At 36.6% G+C, this 12,885-nt stretch carries 16 protein-coding genes; 6 read left to right on the plus strand and 10 right to left on the minus strand.

What is annotated here, in order from left to right; translation table 11 throughout:
• Positions 1 to 45 precede the first annotated feature (45 nt).
• From J2786_RS11255 to thrA, 6 genes are read right to left on the minus strand one after another with little or no spacing between them, the layout of a single operon-like run.
• Complete coding sequence (locus tag J2786_RS11255) at positions 46 to 555, minus strand: RDD family protein (RefSeq protein ID WP_142017887.1); 510 nt, start codon at positions 553 to 555, stop codon at positions 46 to 48.
• 43 nt (positions 556 to 598) lie between these two features.
• A complete protein-coding gene (locus tag J2786_RS11260; RefSeq protein ID WP_047435003.1) occupies positions 599 to 1,963 on the minus strand; it encodes a DUF4403 family protein in 1,365 nt (454 codons plus the stop codon).
• 35 nt (positions 1,964 to 1,998) lie between these two features.
• On the minus strand, positions 1,999 to 2,367 hold the full coding sequence (gene folB / locus J2786_RS11265; RefSeq protein ID WP_047435002.1) for a dihydroneopterin aldolase: 369 nt from the start codon (positions 2,365 to 2,367) through the stop codon (positions 1,999 to 2,001).
• Positions 2,368 to 2,371: 4 nt separating this feature from the next.
• Complete coding sequence (gene thrC / locus J2786_RS11270; protein WP_047435000.1) at positions 2,372 to 3,676, minus strand: threonine synthase; 1,305 nt, start codon at positions 3,674 to 3,676, stop codon at positions 2,372 to 2,374.
• A gap of 14 nt (positions 3,677 to 3,690) precedes the next feature.
• Positions 3,691 to 4,617 carry a homoserine kinase gene (locus J2786_RS11275; RefSeq protein WP_047434997.1) on the minus strand — a complete coding sequence of 309 codons (927 nt, stop codon included), beginning with the start codon at positions 4,615 to 4,617 and terminating at the stop codon, positions 3,691 to 3,693.
• Positions 4,618 to 4,626: 9 nt separating this feature from the next.
• A complete protein-coding gene (gene thrA, locus J2786_RS11280; RefSeq protein ID WP_047434995.1) occupies positions 4,627 to 7,074 on the minus strand; it encodes a bifunctional aspartate kinase/homoserine dehydrogenase I in 2,448 nt (815 codons plus the stop codon).
• Between the two features lie 334 nt (positions 7,075 to 7,408).
• On the opposite strand from thrA, the gene J2786_RS11285 reads away from it, so the two are divergent.
• The 5 genes from J2786_RS11285 to J2786_RS11305 are packed head-to-tail and all read left to right on the plus strand — an operon-like array spanning position 7,409 to position 8,518.
• Positions 7,409 to 7,609, plus strand: coding sequence for a bacteriocin-like protein (locus J2786_RS11285; RefSeq protein ID WP_310025221.1), 201 nt, complete (start codon positions 7,409 to 7,411; stop codon positions 7,607 to 7,609).
• Positions 7,610 to 7,623: 14 nt separating this feature from the next.
• A complete protein-coding gene (locus J2786_RS11290; protein ID WP_156121588.1) occupies positions 7,624 to 7,815 on the plus strand; it encodes a bacteriocin-like protein in 192 nt (63 codons plus the stop codon).
• Positions 7,816 to 7,868: 53 nt separating this feature from the next.
• Positions 7,869 to 8,039, plus strand: coding sequence for a bacteriocin-like protein (locus tag J2786_RS11295; protein WP_156121586.1), 171 nt, complete (start codon positions 7,869 to 7,871; stop codon positions 8,037 to 8,039).
• Positions 8,040 to 8,087: 48 nt separating this feature from the next.
• Positions 8,088 to 8,285, plus strand: coding sequence for a bacteriocin-like protein (locus J2786_RS11300; RefSeq protein ID WP_047434993.1), 198 nt, complete (start codon positions 8,088 to 8,090; stop codon positions 8,283 to 8,285).
• 29 nt (positions 8,286 to 8,314) lie between these two features.
• Positions 8,315 to 8,518 (plus strand): bacteriocin-like protein, encoded by a 204-nt coding sequence (locus J2786_RS11305; RefSeq protein ID WP_047434991.1) that lies wholly within the window; start codon positions 8,315 to 8,317, stop codon positions 8,516 to 8,518.
• 259 nt (positions 8,519 to 8,777) lie between these two features.
• Here J2786_RS11305 and J2786_RS23095 read toward each other — a convergent pair whose 3' ends face one another.
• The 4 genes from J2786_RS23095 to J2786_RS11320 all read right to left on the minus strand — a co-directional run bounded on the left by J2786_RS23095 (position 8,778) and on the right by J2786_RS11320 (position 11,614).
• Positions 8,778 to 8,939, minus strand: coding sequence for a bacteriocin-like protein (locus J2786_RS23095; protein WP_445343426.1), 162 nt, complete (start codon positions 8,937 to 8,939; stop codon positions 8,778 to 8,780).
• 52 nt (positions 8,940 to 8,991) lie between these two features.
• Positions 8,992 to 10,011 carry a quinolinate synthase NadA gene (nadA, locus tag J2786_RS11310; RefSeq protein ID WP_002976710.1) on the minus strand — a complete coding sequence of 340 codons (1,020 nt, stop codon included), beginning with the start codon at positions 10,009 to 10,011 and terminating at the stop codon, positions 8,992 to 8,994.
• Positions 10,012 to 10,115: 104 nt separating this feature from the next.
• The gene (gene gmk / locus J2786_RS11315) at positions 10,116 to 10,679 is read right to left on the minus strand and encodes a guanylate kinase (protein WP_047434987.1); all 564 of its coding nucleotides are present in this window, start codon (positions 10,677 to 10,679) and stop codon (positions 10,116 to 10,118) included.
• Positions 10,680 to 10,756: 77 nt separating this feature from the next.
• Entirely contained in the window at positions 10,757 to 11,614 is an 858-nt protein-coding gene (locus tag J2786_RS11320) for a YicC family protein (protein ID WP_082002030.1), read from the minus strand.
• Between the two features lie 301 nt (positions 11,615 to 11,915).
• On the opposite strand from J2786_RS11320, the gene miaA reads away from it, so the two are divergent.
• Positions 11,916 to 12,836: a tRNA (adenosine(37)-N6)-dimethylallyltransferase MiaA gene (gene miaA, locus J2786_RS11325; protein WP_047434983.1), complete on the plus strand. Its 921-nt coding sequence runs from the start codon at positions 11,916 to 11,918 to the stop codon at positions 12,834 to 12,836.
• Positions 12,837 to 12,885 lie beyond the last annotated feature (49 nt).

Consider the following 12,885-nt stretch of genomic DNA (forward strand, 5'->3'; position numbering starts at 1 on the left):
TTGAGGTGTGCAAATATAGTAAAATTTCTTTATGAACAAAAGTTTTTAAGCAATTTCTTTCTTTCCAAGATCCTCAATTTCGCTTTTCGCTTGAATTTCAGCCTGATAATTTTTGATGTTAATTACCCTTGTTTCACTCCATTTATCATGCCAGCCATTTTCACCGAAAAAGGAAAGCGTATCAAAAGGAACAATTCTCGAAATATTTCTGATAAGATAGTCATTGAAAGTAGGCTCAGTGCCATCTGTACAAATGACTTTAGTTCCTGTAATATACTTGCCGACCGACCTTCCTTTGGTAAAATACTCTATCAGAAAAGTGTATATAAAGTAGATAAGAGAGGTTATCAGTATATCAAGGAATCTATTCATTTCTGACATTTTATAAACAATCTTAATCAGAAAGTCAATATTGGCAAGGTTGTACAGCAAGGAAGCAATAAAGCCCAAAGCAAGAAAAAAAGCTGAGATTACAAGTCTGTCAATAAAAAAATTAGCAAATCTGGTCAGCTTTTCAGCTCTGTTTCGGTCTACAATGACTAAATATTTTCTCATGGTCGGTAATTAGTTTTTGGTTTAGTTTTTTTTGTTTAAAATTTTAGAACCCGTTGACAATAAGCTTTAATGAAGCATTCGTATCAATAACGGCCGTAATTCCTGTATTGCTGAGCAGAATTTTGCTGGGTTTAAGATTGAAAACTTTTCCGTTCATTTTTAATCCTTTATAATATTCTTTGTTGAATGCTTCTTCAATACTTTTTCTCGAGGTTTCTTCCAGTTCCTGAGTGGGGATGCCATATTCTTCTTCAATCATTTTTACGATTTTTCCCTGAAACAGAAGAGAGGCCGTTTTCTGCAGAATATTGGTGGTTTTCAGTTTGAATTTCGTTTCTGACAAAACAATTTTTCTTTTTGTCTCATCATACACGGGAATTCCTGAAATAATAGAAGTCCCTTTTATATAGCCGTCAGTTTGAGCCTCAATAACTACTCTGTCATCAACACCATACACTCTGATGTCTGTTACTTTTACTTTAGAGTCGCGTATGTCAAACTCCTTATTCAGGAAAGTTTTTCTCGCCATACTGCTTGCCTCAGTAAAAGGAATATTGGCTGTAGTCTGCAAAATAAACTTATCAGCAACTGTAGGGGTTGTATTAAAATTGGCAACACTGGTCACAGGAGAAGATGCGGCAGGTTTATTCCCTGTAAATGTTTCGGAAAAGATATCAACCCCAAGTGTAGCGTTGATCTGATTTCCATAAAATTTTAAAGGAGTAATATTAACGCCCACAGGACTTACTTTCAGCCATGTATTATATTCCTCAGAAATATTGAAGGGCTGTAGAAAGGTATTCCAGGCCATCAAGGCATACTGCTGGAAATTCAGCTGTGTAGCCATCTGCTGATCAATGGTTTTACAGAATTTTTCCTGTTGCTCTTTTAAACTTTTTTCAACAATAGAAGTAATGGGAATCTGGATTCTTCCATAATCAAGCACAGGTTTACTTACCCATCTGAAACCGTTCGGCCGGGTACTCGTCGTAATAGTCCAGTTATTTTTAAATGTAACGGTTGTATTGAAAGACATTACCGTTTCGAAAGTAGTATTCTGGTAGGTATAAACTCCCAATGTACCAATTCCTTTTTCAGCCCATATTTTTAAAGGAACTTCAATCAGTAAATTCTGGCTGGTTCCTCCTACAAGGCGGATAGGTCTGGTTTTCCAAACTTTTACCTTGAACTGATCATTGTTATTATCAGTATAGGAGTCATCCTGATAAACAAGATCTTTCACGGAAGCATTGATCATATTGCTCAGCTCAGAAAGGGGAATTGTCACAGGCATGGTAATACTGGACTTTATCTTTGGGAAGTTATAAGCCGCCAGCTGATTATCTACACCAGTCTGACCAAAAACACTAACCCCTGCTACTAAAAATAATATTTTAACGAATTTCAATTTGAATGTTTTTTTTATAAACGAAAATAAGAATTTTAATTTTCCGGTTTAAAACTCTTTTCCAACTCAATACTTGCTCCTTTCATTTCGCCCTGCATCGGGGGAGCTGTTTTGGTAATTTTTAATTTAATATAATCGATCTGTGGAAAGCTGTTGTGAATTTTTGTAATCATTCTTCCGGCGACATGTTCCAGTAATCTGGATTTTATTTTCATTTCACTATGAAGGATTTCATTGATATCGGCATAACTTATAGTATCATGCAAATCATCAGATTCTGCAGCTTTCCAGAGATCGGTATGAAGTTCTATGTTCAGAATATAATACGTTCCAATGATATTTTCTTCAGGAAGTACACCATGGTACGCATATATTCGTACATCTTCAAGATATATTTTGCTCATTGCTTCAGATTTTATGAAGCAAAAATCGTCTTAATTCTTCAAAATCTGAATTTATTTCTACAGTTTTTTTCTCCTTTTTCATCAGGTCCTTCAAGGATTCAGGAATTTCAATCTGAGTATGAATAGCTTTTTCCACAGCATCAGGAAATTTTACCGGATGAGCAGTACCCAGAATAAATCCTTTCTGGTAAGGGTTTTCCTGCAGATATTTTTCCATTGAAGCAAAAGCTACAGCGCTGTGAGGCTCCAGAATGTACCCGTATTTCTTATAGACTTCCGTGATGGTGCTCATGGTTTGGTCATCATCAATGGAATAAGCTGAGATTTTATTTTGTAGTGTTTCAAACTGATGCCCGAAAAGCTCCAGAATCCGTACAAAATTACTTGGATTTCCCACATCCATAGCATTCGATAGGGTAGCAATTGCTTTTTGTGGCTGGTAGTTCTGGGTTATAAAATAATCAGGAATTACATCATTGGCATTACAGGCGGCAATAAAATGACTGGCAGGCAATCCCCTGAAATGAGCCAGCAATCCTGCACAGATATTTCCGAAATTACCACTTGGCACACAGATTACAGGATATTCCTTATGCTGCAGAACCCATTGTTTCAAAGCTATTAAATAATAAATCTGCTGAGGAAGCCATCTTGCTACGTTGATAGAATTGGCAGACGTCAAAAATAACTGATTGTTGATTTCTTTATCTGAAAAAGCCTGTTTAACAAGATTCTGACAATCATCAAAACTACCATTAACTTCCAGCGCTGAAATATTTTCGCCTAACGCGGTCAGCTGTTTTTCCTGAACCGGACTGACTCTGTTTTTAGGATAAAGAATGACCACATTAATCTGCGGGATTTTATAAAACCCATGGGCAACAGCTCCTCCGGTATCTCCGGAAGTGGCAACAAGAACAGTAACCTTTTTTTCCTGATCTTTCAAAAAATAAGACAGACAGCGGCTCATAAATCTGGCCCCAATATCTTTAAAGGCCAGGGTAGGGCCATGAAACAATTCCAAAATGGAAATCTGCTCACTGATCTTCACCAGAGGTATTTCAAAACTCACCGTTTCTGCCACAATTTCTTTTAGAATTTCTGAAGGAATTTCATCACCCACAAAATCTTTCATACATCTGTATGCAATTTCTTCATTGGAATATTGATGTATATTTTGAATGAATTCTTCGTCAAAATGTGGAATACTTTCAGGGAAAAATAACCCTTTTTCTTTTCCCTGACCTTTTATTGTTGCCTCTCTGAAATCAATTTTTTCCGAATGGTCTTTTAAATTATAATATTTCATTTCTGTTTTTATGATTAAGATTCTTCTACGATTTGAACACCTGCTGGATTTATTTTTGAAACATAGACAAAACTTTCTATTTCAATTTCATTGTATACTGATTCCATCATCTGAGCAATTTTATCTGCTGTTTCTTTTTGTTCAGACAACATGAAAATTGATGGTCCTGAACCGGATATTCCTCCTCCCAAGGCTCCTAGTTGCAAACTTTTTTCTTTGATTTCATCAAACTTCGGAATCAGAATACTTCGGACAGGTTCTATGATGACATCATTGAGGCTTCTTCCAATCAATGAAAAATCATTTTTCTGAATTCCTGCTACCAGTCCGGCTATATTTCCCCATTGTTCTACAGCGCTTTTCAAACTGATATTTTTCTTTAAAATCTGTCTGGCATCTGAAGTTTTTACTTCCACCTGTGGATGTACAGCGGTTACAAATAAATCCGGGCTGTTCAAAGGGATGATATCAATCGGGTTGGTAGACTTCACCAGCGTAATTCCACCATAGATACATGGTGCGATATTGTCTGCATGGCGTACTCCTGAAGCCAGTTCTTCTCCAAACATGGCAAAATGAACCACTTCCTCCTTGGACAGTTTGTTTCCTAATAAAAGATTGGCCCCTAAGGCGGCTCCGGCGGCACTTGCCGCACTGGAGCCGAGCCCGCTTCCCGGTTTTATATGTTTATGGATAATGACCTCAAAGCCGTTTTTAAGATTAAAATATTCCTGAATTTTTAAGAGAACAATCCCCGCAACATTGCTTGAAGGTTCTTCAGGAAGCCCGAAAGAGTCTGTATGTTTTATAATAATTTCGGGAGTTTCCAACAATCTTAATTCCATTTCATCATAAGGGGCATGAACTGCCATTCCCAAAATATCAAATCCACAAACCAGATTGGCAACAGTGGCCGGGACTTTTAGTTTTACTTTTTTCATAATTGTTTTTTAAATAGAACGGATAATATCTGCAAAAACTCCACTTGCTGTTACATCAGCACCGGCACCAGCACCTTTTACAACCAATGGCTGCTCGGAATATCTGAGGGTTTTAAAAATGACAATATTGTCTTTACCGTATAAGTGAAACAGATCACTATCCGGAGCAATATGCTGTAGACCTACTTTAGCTTTTCCATCCTCAAATTCTGCAACATATTTTAATATTTTACCCTCGTTTTTAGCTTTATTTAATAAGTTCTTAAAATGATCTTCATATACTGTAAGCTTTTCATAAAAGCTGTCAACGCTTCCCTGCATACATTCTTCAGGCAGAAAACCTATGTTTTCAATTTCTTCAAACTGAAGAGGATATCCCGCTTCTCTTGCGAGAATTAAAACTTTTCTTGCTACATCTGTTCCGGATAGATCAAGTCTGGGATCCGGCTCTGTGTATCCTTCTTTCTGAGCCTGGGCTACCACTTCAGAAAAAGTTCTGCTTCCGTCATACTCATTAAACACAAAATTCAAGGTGCCACTTAGTACAGCTTTAATGGATTGAATCTGGTCTCCGCTTTTGATGAGGTCGTTGATAGTTCCTATTACCGGAAGTCCTGCTCCTACATTGGTTTCAAAATAAAAACTGCAGTTGTGGTTTCTGGCGGTATTTTTTAAAGTTTTATATTTTTTGAAATCCGAAGAAGCCGCAATCTTATTACAGGCAACAATGTCTACACTTCTTTTTAATAAACTTTCATACACTTCAGGAACATCAGGGCTTGCTGTTACATCCACGAAAACAGAATTTCTGAGGTTTCTGCGGATAATTTCATCAGCAAATTCTCTGGCAGAAGCTTTTTCGCCCTGCTGATTCCAGCTTAGGTAATTTTCCTGTGAAATTCCCTGGTCTGAAAACATCATATGACGGCTGTTGGAAATCCCGGCAATTCTTAGATTGATTAAAAAATTTTCTTTTAAATAATCATTTTGGTTATAAATCTGCTGGATCAGTTTTGAACCTACATTTCCTGTTCCACAGATGTAAAGGTGGATTTGCTTTATTTCGGACTCAAAAAATTCTTCGTGAAGTACATTGACTGCTTTTTTACTGTCTTTTTCTGAAATAACGATACTGATATTTCTTTCTGAAGATCCCTGAGCAATGGCTCTTATATTAATGCCATTATTACCGAGACATCCGAACATTTTTGCACTTACACCGCTTCTGCTTTTCATGCTTTCTCCTACCAAAGCAAGAATAGAAAGTCCGGCTTCAATTTTTACGGCATACACTCTTTTCAGATTAATATCATCCGCAAAAGAAGAGTTGATTGCATATTCGGCGCGTTGAGCTTCTTTTTCTTCAATCGCAACGGTGATGGAATGTTCTGAAGATCCTTGTGTAATAAGAACCACGTTAATTTTTTCATGACTTAAGCATTGGAATAATTTCGCTGAAATACCCGGAATTCCTACCATTCCGCTACCTTCCAGTGTAAGCAGGGCAATATTGTTCATATTGGAAATTCCTACTGCAATCTGTTTTTCCTCTTCTGAAGATGTCAGTTGATGAGAAATTAAAGTTCCCGGTGCGTCCGGATCAAAAGTATTTTTAATAACCAGGTTTATATTTTTTACCATCACCGGCTGAATGGAAGGCGGATAAAGCACTTTTGCTCCAAAATGAGACAGTTCCATAGCTTCATGATAAGAAATTTCTGAAATAGGTTTGGCATTGGAAACCAAGCGTGGATCGGCAGTCATCATCCCGCTTACATCTGTCCATATCTGGAGTTCTTCTGCATGAGAAGCGGCGGCAATAATAGAAGCTGTGTAATCTGAACCTCCTCTTCCTAATGTTGTGGCATTATTTTTTTCGTCACAGGAAATAAAACCCGGACCTAAAATGATGCGGTTTGGGTTTTCATTCAAAAAACCGGCAATATTCTGATCTGTACATTTAAAATCTACTTTTGCATGAGTGAAATTACTGTCTGTTCTGATCAGTTCTGCGGAATTCATCCATACACAGTCTAATCCTTCATGCTGTAATCTTGCTGCAATTATTTTTGAGGACAGAAATTCTCCGTAAGACGCAATTTTATCTTTAATTCTGTCTGTGAATTCACCAAGTACTGCAATTCCATTGCAGAGCTCTTCAATATCGTTAAAATGTTTTTTTACAAAGCTTAACCATGAGCTTTGTTCTGTGATAGGGAAAAGATCTTTTACCAGGCTAATATGTTTTTCTTCAAGATCCTGAACAGTCCGGATATAGCTCTCATCCTTCACGGAAGCATATTCTGCTGCTCTTATCAGTTGGTCGGTAACGCCATGAAGAGCGGATACAATAACAACTATTTTATTTTTTAAAGATTCTTCTTTTATTATTTTTTCCACCTGGAGGATATTCTGAGAGTGGGCGACTGAAGTTCCGCCGAATTTTAAAACTTTCATCAATTATTTATTTGAAGTTGGATATAACGAAGTGACTACTCTTTAAAAAAAAGAGTACGGGTACCGGGAATAATATGTGAAAATCTACCCCGTTATGGGGTAATTGTTGTAGTGCCAAATGTAGAAACAGAAGATATGCCTGAAATAAGTGATTTCAGGGCAGAAATATCAGATATGTTTCTTAAAAAATTCATTGTAACAGAACAAATGTACAAATTATTTTGAAACAGGCAAGAGTTTAACATAATAAAATATATTTCCTTTTTTGGAGATATATTTGGTGTAATTGATTAAAAATGTTACATTTATGATATTAACTAATAGCAAAATATCCATGAAAAATCTAAAGAAAATTTCCAAAACGACTTTAAAACAAATAAGCGGAGCCGCTTTTAGGTGTGACGGATGTCCTACTGATGGAGGATATGGTCCAGGGCCTGAATTTGCCCATTCCTGTGAAGAATATAATGCGTTACCTGGACGTTGCAAATCCTGTGTATTTGTAAGTTCACTGTGTATGTATCCTGAAAACTAATCAAAAAAAATACTATGAAAAATTTAAAGAAAATCAATCGAAAGGATTTGAAATCAGTCAACGGTGGAATAGGCCCTTGTACTGCAAACTGTCCTGCCGGACCATACGGACCCGGTGAACCAAGATCGTGTGCTGACTATCATGCTTTACCGGAATGTTGTAAAGGTAGAGTGTTGGTAAGTTTTGAATGCTTTGGTCCTTTTTAATCTTCAATAACAAAAAGTCTGTTTTTTTAATTACTGAATACTATTATTAGAATATGAAAACAATTAAAAAATTATCAAGAGAAGATAAGAAAAACATCAAAGGTGGTTTCACTGATATCCAGATTGAAGCTTGCGGAGGAGAGCAGTTTGTTTGTTTCCGCGGTGGAGGAAAATGGGGATGCTGGCTGAAACCGGGAGGAACCTGCTACGCACCGATGCTGTAGCATTGAATAAAAAAGAGTAAACTCAATTTAATTTAAAACAAAAGTACTATGAAAAATTCAAAAAAATTAAACAGAGAAAATTTGAGAGCTATTATTGGAGGTGGAGGAGACTCCTGTGCTGTTGATCTTGACTGCGGGCCAAAAGGGTGCGCGGTATGTACAGATTTTAAAGGACGTAAAGTGTGCCTTTACCTTTTTCCTTATGATCCGTCAGTGCCGGGAAGCTGCCCCATTCTAGAAGCTTAGTAAGAAATCAAAAATTAATTAAAACTACTATGAAAAATTTAAGAAAATTAAACAGAAAAGAACTTCAGACAGTACAGGGAGCAGGTCCAGCCACATGTACAGGATGTCCTAAGAATACTACGTACGGAAATAATCCTGGCGATGCTCCTTGTGAGGCTTTTCAGATGCTTCCTGACCGTTGTAAAATGTGCGTGATTGTTGATATGTCATGTGTAAATGGAGGAGTATCTTAAAATTTTAAAATATGAAAACAATTAAAAAATTAAGCAGAAGAGATCTGGAACAGATGAAGGGAGCTGGCGTATCAAGATGTGATGGCTGTCCTACCCATCTGGTTTTTGGACCAGGCTCTTCCAGTGATCCTTCTTGTGAGGCATATTGGACATTGTCCGAGAATTGCAGAATGTGCGTCGTTGTAAGCACAGATTGTTTTGTTGCAATTACTGCAGATTAAAAATATAAAAGCACTGTGAAAAACAGTGCTTTATTTTTTTAACAGTTATCCGGAATATACATGCCTCTGGGTACGCAGATTAATTCTCCATTGCACCCTAGACCACAGGTTTCGTGTATTTCGCAGTTTAAGTTGCATGTACTACCGCCTCCGTTTACGTTTTTAAGACTTTTTCTGTCTAATCTTTTTAGATTTTTCATATTTATTATTAGTTTAAGTGCTAAATATAATAAATATTGAATAACAAAAAAATTATTTTATGCTTTTCGAAAGATCAAGCATTGCTTCAATAGGTTTCAATGCTTTTAATCGTAATTCTTCATCGATAAGGATCTCAGGAAGTTCATATTTCATGCATAAATATAGTTTTTCCATTGTATTACGCTTCATGTAGAAACATTCAGAGCAGTTACAACTTTCGTCAAAAACCAATGCAGGAATCAGTTCTTTATGAGGTGCACGTTTTTTCATTTCGTGAAGAATCCCTTCTTCTGTAGCGATGATGAATTTCTGGCAGTCATCTTTTTCTACATAGTTCAACAGGGCAGAAGTAGAACCAATAAAGTGAGCCAGCTTTAAAACAGCCTCTTCACTTTCTGGGTGTGCAATCAGTTTTGCATCCGGATTGTCTGCCAATTGCTGGGCAATTCTTTCCATTGAAAATGCTTCGTGTACTACACAGCTTCCATCCCAAAGGATCATATCACGTCCTGTTTTCTTAGATAAGTATCTTCCCAGGTTTTTGTCCGGTGCGAAAATAATTGGTCTGTCTTTCGGAAGAGCTTCAATGACTGTTTCGGCATTTGAACTGGTTACGATGATATCACTTTCTGCTTTGGTTTCTGCATTACAGTTGATGTAAGTGGCAATCAAAGCATTCGGGTGCTGCTCACGCATTTTTCTCAATCCTTCTCCGGAACAGCCATCTGCCAGTGAGCATCCGGCCATGGTATCAGGAAGAACTACTTTTTTAGTTGGATTAAGAATTTTAGCGGCTTCTGCCATGAAATGTACTCCACAGAATACAATCATGTCAGCATTGGTGTCTTTTGCCTGTCTCGCCAGCTGTAAAGAATCTCCAAGGAAATCTGCGATATCCTGAATTTCTCCCGGCTGGTAGTAATGGGCAAGAATAACAGCATTTTTTTCCTCTTTAAGTTTAAGAATGGCTTTTACCAATTCTTCACCCTGAGGAATAGCAATATCTTTTATATCCAGAAATCCTCTGACAGGAATTGCAGATTTAGCTTTTTCTAATGTTTCGGTACTCATATCAACCTCAATTTTTTATGATCAGAAGCTAGAGGTTGGAAATCAGAAGTCAGATTTTGAGTGTCATATTTTACTCCCATGCTCGTGCTTCTATCTTCCAGCCATTAATTACTGATAAAACTTTTTATTAAACTTTCTATTTCTTTTTTAGCTGCATCAAGATCTTCATTAATCACGATCTTGTCAAACCCGCTGGCATAGGTCATTTCTTCTTCTGCCTTTGCTACACGGGTTTTTATGGTTTCTGCATCATCTGTGTTTCTGGAAATCAATCTTCGTTCCAATTCTTCAATGGAAGGTGGTTCTATAAAAATAGACAACGCTTTTTCACCAAAATATTTTTTTAATGAAATGCCTCCCTTTACGTCTACATCAAAAATAACAACTTTCCCCTGCTTCCAGATTTTTTCCACTTCAGATTTTAAAGTACCGTAATATTTATCAGTATATACTTCTTCATATTCTACAAAAGCATCTTCAGAAATTTTCTGTCTGAACTCGTCAGGTGTCAGAAAATGATAGTCTACCGCATGAACTTCACTTCCTCTCGGTTGTCTCGTGGTACATGAGATTGAAAATTCCAGTTCAGGAAATGTCTCCAGTGAATGCTTTACCAATGTAGTTTTTCCGCTCCCAGATGGTGCTGAAAATATAATTACTTTATCCATTTTTTACAATTTCGGGTTACGGGTGTTGAGTTTCGGTTTTTTTTAGAAATGACAACCTCGTATCTCGCACCTCGTATCTACAATACGTTTAACGTTTGTTCTTTAATTTTTTCAAGGTCATCTTTCATCATCACCACCAGTTTCTGGATTTCTGCGTGATTGGCTTTAGAACCTAATGTATTGATTTCTCTACCGATTTCCTGGGAAATAAATCCTAGTTTTTTTCCATTGAAAGATTCATTGTCCATTACTTCTTTATAGTATTTCAAGTGCTGGGCAAGTCTTACCTTTTCTTCAGAAATATCAAGTTTTTCAGTGAAATAGGCCATCTCCTGATAGAAACGTGTTTCATCAACATTTTCAAATTCTTTCAAAGATTTCTGATAACGCTCTTTCACGCTTACAATTCTTTCTTCTTCAAAAGGAATTACTTCTCCAAGATATTTGTCAATATTCTGGATGTTTCTGTTTAATTCTTCGTGTAAAATACTACCTTCAGTTCTTCTGAATTCTTCGAATCTGTCTACGGCATTGTTGACAATCTTAGCCAGAGCTTCCCATTCCCCTTCTGTTAATTCGTCAGGTCTTGAGGTGATGGCATCAGGAAGTCTTACCGCCATTTTAAGGTATTCGAAATTGGGACCGTCAGAAGCTATGTTTTTAAGTTCGTTGATATAAGAGTCAATTAAGTTTTTATTGATTTTTACATCATTGGACTCTTCAAGATTCTCGATATTAACGTAGCAGTCTACTTTTCCACGGATAATTCTATCGTTAAGAATTTTTCTGATTTCAAATTCTTTTTCTTTATAACGTAAAGGAATTTTAATATTTAAATCAAAGCTCTTGCTGTTGAGAGATTTAATGTCAATTGTAATTTTTTTTCCTTCAAAAACATCTTCGGCTCTACCGAATCCGGTCATTGATAAAATCATAGTTTTTTATTGTTCTACAAAGATAAACATTTAAGTCTATACTATAATACCATGAAACTTCAACATAAAATATATGATTATTCAATTTTTTAAATTTATCTGAACCATTAAGAACATGTAAGGTGTTAAGCTAACTAAGGAAAAAAATAAGGTAGATTTTTATAAGTGCATACTAAGAAGCGAAGCTCGTCCTAATATTCTTAACTTCTTCATTAAAAACTTAATGGTTCAAAATAAACAGTAGCTTTATTTGTATTCAAAAATAAAAAATCAAATGAGTGCATTTTCGTAAATTAGCGCGGTGAAAAAGAAAAATTTAATTTCTGTTGTAGGACCCACCGGAATTGGTAAAACGAGATTGGCAATTGATTTGGCTCAGCATTTCAATACGGAGATTATTTCCTGTGATTCCCGCCAGTTTTTTAAAGAAATGAAAATAGGAACGGCTGCTCCTTCAGAAGAAGAACTGGCTGGAGCACCTCATCATTTTATCGGAAACCTTTCTGTTGAAGACTATTATTCTATCGGGCAGTATGAAGAAGATGCGCTTCAGAAACTTAATGAACTTTTTGCTGCTCATGACACTGTGATTCTTGTTGGTGGAAGCATGATGTATGAAAAAGCAGTGATAGAAGGGCTTCATGATTTACCGGAAGCGAATTCTGAAAACCAGGAGAAGCTTCAGGCCATGATGGAAGAGGAAGGGATAGAAAAACTTCAGGGAATTTTAAAAGAACTCGATCCTGAATATTTCAATGTGGTAGATATTCACAATCACCGTAGGCTATTAAGAGCCATAGATATTATCTGGCAAACGGATAAAAAATATTCTGAACATATTTCGGTTTCTCAAAATGGAAGAGATTTTAACGTGATCAGAATCGGAATAGAAGCACCAAGGGAAGAACTGTATGACAGAATCAACCGCAGGGTTGATATCATGATGGAAAATGGATTGCTGGATGAGGTGAAAGGTCTTGAAAAATTCAAAGATCTGACAGCTTTGAATACTGTGGGTTATGCAGAATTATTCAAATATTTTGATGGAGAATGGGATCTTGATTTTGCGGTTTCAGAAATTAAAAAGAACAGCCGCAGGTATGCGAAACGCCAATTGACATGGTACAGAAAGGCGGATGATATTCATTATTTACAGTTGGGGTATTCTGAAAAGGACTATGAGGATTTGCTGAAATGGATTGCGGAGCAATTTCAGGAATAAGTTAAGCGCTCTGTTTTTCATTCTGACGAAGGAAGAATCTCAACTATTA

This window comes from Chryseobacterium vietnamense, assembly GCF_031454475.1.
GTDB lineage: Bacteria > Bacteroidota > Bacteroidia > Flavobacteriales > Weeksellaceae > Chryseobacterium > Chryseobacterium vietnamense.